The organism is Streptomyces sp. NPDC056347, from assembly GCF_042262625.1.
Classification (GTDB): Bacteria; Actinomycetota; Actinomycetes; order Streptomycetales; family Streptomycetaceae; genus Streptomyces.
The window spans coordinates 1-7,119 of record NZ_JBHJQP010000271.1 but is presented as its reverse complement, the minus strand read 5'-3'; the positions used below and the strand labels follow the sequence as shown (position 1 = coordinate 7,119).

Here is a 7,119-nt window from a genome sequence, read left to right as displayed (position 1 = left end):
GGTCTCACGGGGGTGGCCCCGGCCGCCCGCTCCCACGTCCGGCGTCAGTGCCCGGCGACGGACCGCCGGGCCACCGGGAAGTCGAAATAGGTGTCCGGGAACAGCTCCGGCTTGAAGGTGTAGTGCCACCATTCCTCGGCCAGATTCACGAAACCGGCCTCGGTGAGCGTCTTCTTCAGGAACTGCCGATGGACGCGCTGCACCCCCTGGACGCGCGGATCGTCGGTGTGGGAGAGCGTGTCGAAGCAGTCGAACCCGGTACCCATGTCCACCGAGTTGTCCGGGAACCGCTCGGCGGCGGGCGCGTAGCAGGGCACCTGCTCACTGCCCGGACGGTACGGCGGCGTCGGCGCGGCGGGCAGCTTCACCAGCGTCAGGTCCACCGTGCTGCCGCGGCTGTGCCCGGACTTCTCCGCGATGTAGCCGTCCGCGAACAGCCGCGCCTTGTCGACCCGGGGGTAGAACTCGTCCTTCATGACCTGGTCGTCGAGATCCTTCGCCCACCGTACGAAGTGGTCGACCGCCCGCTGCGGCCGGTAGCAGTCGTACACCTTCAGCGAGTAGCCCTGGCGCAGAAGCCGGGTCTGCGCCTCGTGCAACGCCCGCGCCGCGGGGCGGGTCAGGATGCAGAGCGGCCGGCGGTAGCCGTCCACGGGGACGCCCATGAAGTCGTGGGCGGTGGGGTAGCGCATCTCCTGGATGATCGTGGGGTCGACCGAGCCGAGCGCGACGAACTCCGCGGGGGCCTTCGGCTCGGGCTTCGCCGACGCCGCCGGGGCGGTGGCCGTCACGGCGAGCAGGGCGGCGGCAGCTGCCGCCGGGACGCGGAGCGCGGAAGCAAGTTTTGTCATGAGCGCATAATCCAGCAGTGCGGGGCTCCCCGCCCGGCGATCCGGTACAGTCCGCGCGTGTCCGAACCCCGGAGCAAGCCCGTAAAGCCCGTAAAGGACTCCCACTGCGCAAGCTGCGGGACGCCCTTCGACCTCCCTCCGGCCGCCTGGCCACGCACCTGCACCGCCTGCGCCACCACCACCTACCGCAACCCGCTGCCGGTCGCCGTCACCCTGCTGCCCGTCACCGGCCCCGACGGCACCGGCCTCGTCGTGATCACCCGTACCGTCCCGCCGCACCGGGGCGGCCTCGCCCTTCCCGGCGGCTACATCGATCACGACGAGGACTGGAAGGACGTGGTCGTACGGGAACTCCGCGAGGAGACCGGCATCCGGGCCGACGCACGAGACGTCCGCCTCGCCGACGCCCTCAGCGCCCCCGACGGCCACCTCCTCCTCTTCGGCCTCCTCCCCGAGCGCCCCGCCACGGCCCTCCCGCCCTCGCGACCCACCGACGAGACCGAGGGCTTCCGCCTGCTGCACGCCCCCGCCGAACTCGCCTTCCCCCTGCACACCCGAGCCGTCCGCGCCTGGTTCGACGGCCACTACCACTGACCGGTACGCGCCCGGCGGCCCCGCCCCGCCGGACGAGCCCCGCCGGGCGCACCCGCGCTACCTGCCCCGCACCCGCACCGGATACCCCACCGGCCCCTCGGCCCCCTCCCGCTCCACCACGACCCGGCCGTCCACCCACCGCGAGGTGTACCGCTCGACCTCCGCCCGCTCCCAGCCGTCCCCCGCGTCGCGGACCACCGCCCCGCCCCCGCGCCGCCCCGCCGCCGGAGCCCACACCTCCAGTTCCAGCCCGCCGTCCGCACCCCGCACCGGCAGCACCGCACCCGCCCGCGCCAGCACCGGAATCCGCGACAGCGGCGCCTCCAGCAACACCTGACCCGGCCCCTCGTGCACCGCACCGGTCGCCGTGTCGTACCAGCGCCCCCGCGGCAGCCGCACCGCCCGCCGGTCCGCGCCGTGCTCCAGCACCGGAGCCACCAGCAGCGCGTCCCCCAGCAGGAACGCGTCCTCGCAGTCCCGCAGCGCCCGGTCCCCGGGCGACCGCCACCACAACGGCCGCACGTACGGGGCACCGGTCAGCCCCGCCAGCCGTGACAGCGTCACGAAGTACGGATGCAGCCGCTCCCGCTCCACCAGCGCCGCCCTCGCGTGCTCCAGCACCCCGGGCCCGAACTCCCACGGCTCCCGCCGCCCCGCGTCGATCGCCCCGTGCGTACGGAACAACGGCAGATACGCCCCCAGCTGGAACCACCGCAGATACAGCTCCGGCGACGGCGACCCGTCGAAACCGCCCACATCGGGCCCCGAATACGGCACCCCGCACAGCCCCAGCCCCAGAACCAGCGCCAGCGAGGCCCGCAGCCCCGGCCAGCCGGTCGCCACATCACCGGACCAGGTGCCCCCGTACCGCTGTATCCCCGCCCAGCCGGACCGGGAGAACAGGAACGGCCGCTCCGCCGGACGCAGCCGCCGCAGCCCCTCGTACCCGGCACGCGCCATCGCCAGCGCGTACACATTGTGGGCCTCCCGGTGATCACCACCACGGCCCTCCAGCGCGTGCCGCGCCGACCGGGGCAGTGTCGGATCACCGAACGCGGCGAACGACACCGGCTCGTTCATGTCGTGCCACACCCCCGAGAAGCCCTGAGCCAGCCGCTCCTCGTACAGACCGCCCCACCACTCCCGCACCCCGGGATCGGTGAAGTCCGGGAAGACGCACTCACCCGGCCACACCTCCCCGCGCACCACCCGCCCCCGCGCGTCCCGCACGAACGCCCCGCCGTCCCCGACCGCCGCCCCCGCGTCGAACACAGCGTTCCCCGGCTCCGCCTTCACCGCCGGATCGACGATCGACACCAGCCGTACACCGTCCCCCCGCAGCTCCCCGGCCAGCCCCGGCAGATCGGGAAACCGCTCCCGGTCCACCGTGAACACCCGGTGGCCGTCGTAGTGGTCGATGTCCAGATGCAGCGCGGACAGCGGCAGCCCCCGGTCCCGGTAACCGGCCACCACCCGCCGCACCTCGCGCTCGCTCCCGAACCCCCACCGGGCGTGCTGCGGCCCCAGCGCCCAGCCCGGCGGCAGCGCCGGAGCGCCCGTGAGCGCCGTCCACCCCCTCAGCACCCGGGCCGGCGTACCCGTCACCACCCAGCAGCGCAACGGCCCGCCGTCCATCCGCACCTCGCACGCCCCCGGCCGGTCGTGCCCCGAACCCGCGCCCTCCTCGCCCTCGCGCAGCGTCACCCGCCCCGGCCAGGAGTTGTCGTGGAACATCAGATGCGTCCCCGCGTCACTCACCACCAGCTGCACCGGCATCGTCAGGTACAGCGGATCGTCGCCCGGCCCGAACCGGCCACCGGGATCGGTGTTCCACAGCTCGTACACCCCGTCCCGCAACCGCGGCCCCGACGCCCGGCCGCCGAGCCCGAAGAACCGCGCGTCCGCGGGCACCTCGGACCGCTGCACCCACCGCGCCCCGCCCCCCGTCACCGGCTCCCACCAGCGCGGCGGCAGCTCCCGCCGGAGCACCATCCCGCCGGGAGTCCGCAGCTCCACCGCCCCGTGCCGGGACACCGCGACGGTCAGCCGCTCCGAGACCACCTGCCACCCACCGTCCGTGTCCGGCTCCAGCACCGCCCGCGGATCGGGCTCCGGCGCCGCACCGGGCAGGGCGTACGAGGGAAGCGGCTCCGCCCCGTCCCAGCCCCAGAACACCGCACCCCCCACCGCCACCCGCACCCGCAGCACCGAACGGGCGAACCGCACCACGCCCCCGCCCGGCCCCGGCTCCGCGCCCACCACCGGACCCGGCACCCGGGCCCGCTCCGCACCGCGCGGCGGCAGCGCCCGCGCATCCGCGCCCCGGCGCCGCCATGCGGAGCGCACCGCACGCAGCCCCCGCACCGAACCGACTGTCTTCACCGAGCGCACCAGGTCACGACCGTTCATGCGGCTCACCCTGCCATCGAACAGGGCGGACAAGTGCTCCGTTCAACTTCCGTTCACCCAGGCCGGACCCGTGGCCCGGCCACATGCCCGGGCCCGTGACCATGGGTGGCGAACCCTGGTGCGAAAGACGATCACATGGCATCGTCCGTAACGGCCGCCTCACGCGCACACCCCGGCACGTGCGCGCGACCCACGCCCACCCCGCGTACCCGCCGAGCCAGGGAGCCGCCCCATGACCACCGCAGCCGACGAAACCCCCCTCTGGCAGCCCGGCCCCGACCGCATCGCGGCCGCCGCCGTCACCCGCTTCCAGAGCTGGGCCGCCCAGCGCCACGGAGCACCGGCCGAGGGCGGCTACCCGGCGCTGCACCAGTGGTCGGTGGACCGGCTCGATACCTTCTGGCAGGCCGTCGCCGACTGGTTCGACGTACGGTTCTCCACCCCGTACGAGACCGTCCTCGCCGACCGCGCCATGCCCGGCGCCCGGTGGTTCCCCGGCGCCACCCTCAATTACGCCGAACACGCCCTGCGCACCGCCGAGGACCCGCTGCGCGCGGACGCGCCCGCCCTGATCCACGTCGACGAGACCCACACCCAGGTCCCCGTGTCCTGGTCCGAGCTCCGCCGCCGGGTCGGCTCGCTCGCCGCCGAACTCCGCGCCCTGGGCGTCACCCCCGGCGACCGCGTCAGCGGCTACCTCCCCAACATCCCCGAAGCCGTCGTCGCCCTTCTCGCCACCGCGGCCGTCGGCGCCGTCTGGACGTCCTGCGCCCCGGACTTCGGCGCCCGCAGCGTCCTCGACCGCTTCCAGCAGGTCGAACCCGTCGTCCTGTTCACCGTCGACGGCTACCGCTACGGCGGCAAGGAACACCACCGCGCGGACACCGTCGCCGAGCTGCGCCGCGAACTGCCCACCCTGCGCGCCGTCGTCCACATTCCCCTCCTGGGCACCAAGGCCCCCGAAGGCGCCCTCGAATGGTCCGCCGTCACATCGGCCGACACCGAGCCCGTCTTCGAACAGGTCCCCTTCGACCACCCGCTGTGGGTCCTCTACTCCTCCGGTACCACCGGACTCCCCAAGGCGATCGTGCAGTCCCAGGGCGGCATCCTCCTGGAGCACTTCAAACAGCTCGGCCTGCACTGCGACCTCGGGCCGGAGGACCGATTCTTCTGGTACACCTCCACCGGCTGGATGATGTGGAACTTCCTGGTCTCCGGCCTCCTCACCGGCACCACGGTCGTCCTGTACGACGGAAGCCCCGGCTACCCGGACGTCAGCGCCCAGTGGCGCGTCGCCGAACAGACCGGAGCCACCCTCTTCGGCACCTCCGCCGCCTACGTCATGGCCTGCCGCAAGGCCGGCATCCACCCGGGCCGCGACCTCGACCTCTCCCGCGTCCAGTGCGTCGCCACCACCGGATCGCCCCTCCCGCCCGACGGCTTCCGCTGGCTCCACGACGAAGTGGCCGACGACCTCTGGATCGCCTCCGTCAGCGGCGGCACGGACGTCTGCAGCTGCTTCGCCGGAGCGGTCCCCACCCTCCCGGTGCACATCGGCGAACTCCAGGCCGCCTGCCTCGGCACGGACCTGCGTTCCTGGGACCCGGCGGGCAACCCGCTCGTCGGCGAGGTCGGCGAACTCGTCGTCACCGCCCCCATGCCCTCCATGCCCGTCCGCTTCTGGAACGACCCCGACGGCAGCCGCTACCACGACAGCTACTTCGACATGTACCCCGGCGTCTGGCGCCACGGCGACTGGATCACCCTCACCGACCGCGGCTCGGTGATCATCCACGGCCGCTCCGACTCCACACTCAACCGCCAGGGCGTACGGATGGGCTCCTCGGACATCTACGAGGCCGTCGAACGGCTCCCCGAGATCCGCGAATCCCTCGTCGTAGGCATCGAGCAGCCCGACGGGGGCTACTGGATGCCGCTCTTCGTCCACCTCGCCGAAGGCGCCCGGCTCGACGACGCACTGCGCGACAGCATCAAGCGCACCATCCGGGAGAACCTCTCCCCGCGCCACGTCCCGGACGAGGTCATCGAGGTCCCCGGCATCCCGCACACCCTCACCGGCAAGCGCATCGAAGTCCCGGTCAAGCGCCTGCTCCAAGGAACGCCCCTGGCCAAGGCGGTCAACCCCGGCTCGGTCGACAGGCTCGAACTCCTCCACTTCTACGAGGAACTGGGCCGCGGGCGCTCCTGACGAACCGCCGTCCGCGTCACCGCCCGGCCGCGTTGTCAGTGCTCTCGATTACTCTGAGTGAGCATTGACCGACAGTACGCAGGGGGAGTCATGGCGCGCACGACGAACAACGGGAAGAACACCACGGGCCGGCCCCACCGGCACAGCCGGTCGGCCGCGTCCATGCGCCGCGCGCTGTGCCGCGAAGCACCCAGCACCATCGGCCTGCTGGCCGACGAGCAGGACTTCGCGGCGATGCGGCGCTACCGCACCTTCACCTTCGACGACCACACCCACTACCTCCAGCAGGTCGAAAGCCTGCTGAAACACTTCTCCGCACGCGGTGTGCACACCACGGTCGCACTCTTCGACCCCGAGGAGTACGCCGAGTTCTGCGCCGAGACAGGGCTCGCCCCCGACACCCCGGCCAGCCGCAGCCGTTTCACCGCCGAGGTCGCCTCCGCCGGAGCCACCGTCACCTACACCGGACAGGGCCTCGACAGCCTGATCCCGCTCCTGATCGACCGGGCCACCCGCAGGGCTACCTGGGAGTACGCCACGGCGCGCCTGACAGGCATCGGGGCGTGCGCGGACTGCGGCCAGGACATCGGCCACGCCGCGTTCGACCGGGCCTCGCACCTGCTGCTGCGCATCCTGGAGGCGGCCGGCCCCGGCACCCACCACATGGTGTGCAGCACCCCCGCCGAAGGCGAGCACCTGGCCGCCGTCCTGCACACCGAACGGGACGCGACCGGACCGGCCCGCATCGGGTCCGACGAGGGCGCCGAGTTCGTGACGGTGCTCGCCGTGGCCATCGCCCTCGACAAGCCGGCCGGGCTCGTGCTCCGTACGAGCAGCCCCGGCACCGGCGACCGGGTGCACGGCTGGCGGCTGAAGCGCGGCGGCCTCGTCCCGCTCAGCGCCGGTGAGGTCTTCGACGCCTACTGCACCGACGCCGAGACCGGTGAACCCATCGCCCCCGAGTCGCGCGTGGAGTACTGCGCGGGCTTCGACATCGGCGCCGACGAACCGGAGGCACACCACTGACACACCGAAGGGGGCTCCCCGCCACCATCG

The 7,119-nt window shown here is 73.2% G+C and carries 5 protein-coding genes; 3 read left to right on the top strand and 2 right to left on the bottom strand.

All coding sequences use genetic code 11. From position 1 onward, the window contains the following. Positions 1–44: 44 nt before the first annotated feature. The gene (locus ACFCV8_RS34830) at positions 45–851 is read right to left on the bottom strand and encodes a M15 family metallopeptidase (protein ID WP_376689524.1); all 807 of its coding nucleotides are present in this window, start codon (positions 849–851) and stop codon (positions 45–47) included. Between the two features lie 57 nt (positions 852–908). Between ACFCV8_RS34830 and ACFCV8_RS34825 the strand changes: the two genes are divergently transcribed. After that, positions 909–1,445: an NUDIX domain-containing protein gene (locus tag ACFCV8_RS34825; protein WP_376689523.1), complete on the top strand. Its 537-nt coding sequence runs from the start codon at positions 909–911 to the stop codon at positions 1,443–1,445. 57 nt (positions 1,446–1,502) lie between these two features. Here the strand turns inward: ACFCV8_RS34825 and ACFCV8_RS34820 are convergent, their stop codons facing one another. Next, entirely contained in the window at positions 1,503–3,854 is a 2,352-nt protein-coding gene (locus tag ACFCV8_RS34820; protein ID WP_376689522.1) for a TIM-barrel domain-containing protein, read from the bottom strand. A 232-nt stretch (positions 3,855–4,086) separates the two neighbouring features. On the opposite strand from ACFCV8_RS34820, the gene ACFCV8_RS34815 reads away from it, so the two are divergent. Then, complete coding sequence (locus ACFCV8_RS34815; RefSeq protein ID WP_376689521.1) at positions 4,087–6,063, top strand: acetoacetate--CoA ligase; 1,977 nt, start codon at positions 4,087–4,089, stop codon at positions 6,061–6,063. A 90-nt stretch (positions 6,064–6,153) separates the two neighbouring features. Continuing rightward, positions 6,154–7,089: a hypothetical protein gene (locus ACFCV8_RS34810; RefSeq protein WP_376689520.1), complete on the top strand. Its 936-nt coding sequence runs from the start codon at positions 6,154–6,156 to the stop codon at positions 7,087–7,089. Positions 7,090–7,119: the final 30 nt, after the last annotated feature.

Excerpts from the sequence above, each read along its gene's own strand:
- ACFCV8_RS34815 (WP_376689521.1), top strand. The coding sequence starts at position 4,087 with ATGACCACCGCAGCCGACGAAACCCCCCTCTGGCAGCCCGGCCCCGAC.
- ACFCV8_RS34810 (WP_376689520.1), top strand. The coding sequence starts at position 6,154 with ATGGCGCGCACGACGAACAACGGGAAGAACACCACGGGCCGGCCCCAC.
- ACFCV8_RS34830 (WP_376689524.1), bottom strand. The coding sequence starts at position 851 with ATGACAAAACTTGCTTCCGCGCTCCGCGTCCCGGCGGCAGCTGCCGCC.
- ACFCV8_RS34820 (WP_376689522.1), bottom strand. The coding sequence starts at position 3,854 with ATGAACGGTCGTGACCTGGTGCGCTCGGTGAAGACAGTCGGTTCGGTG.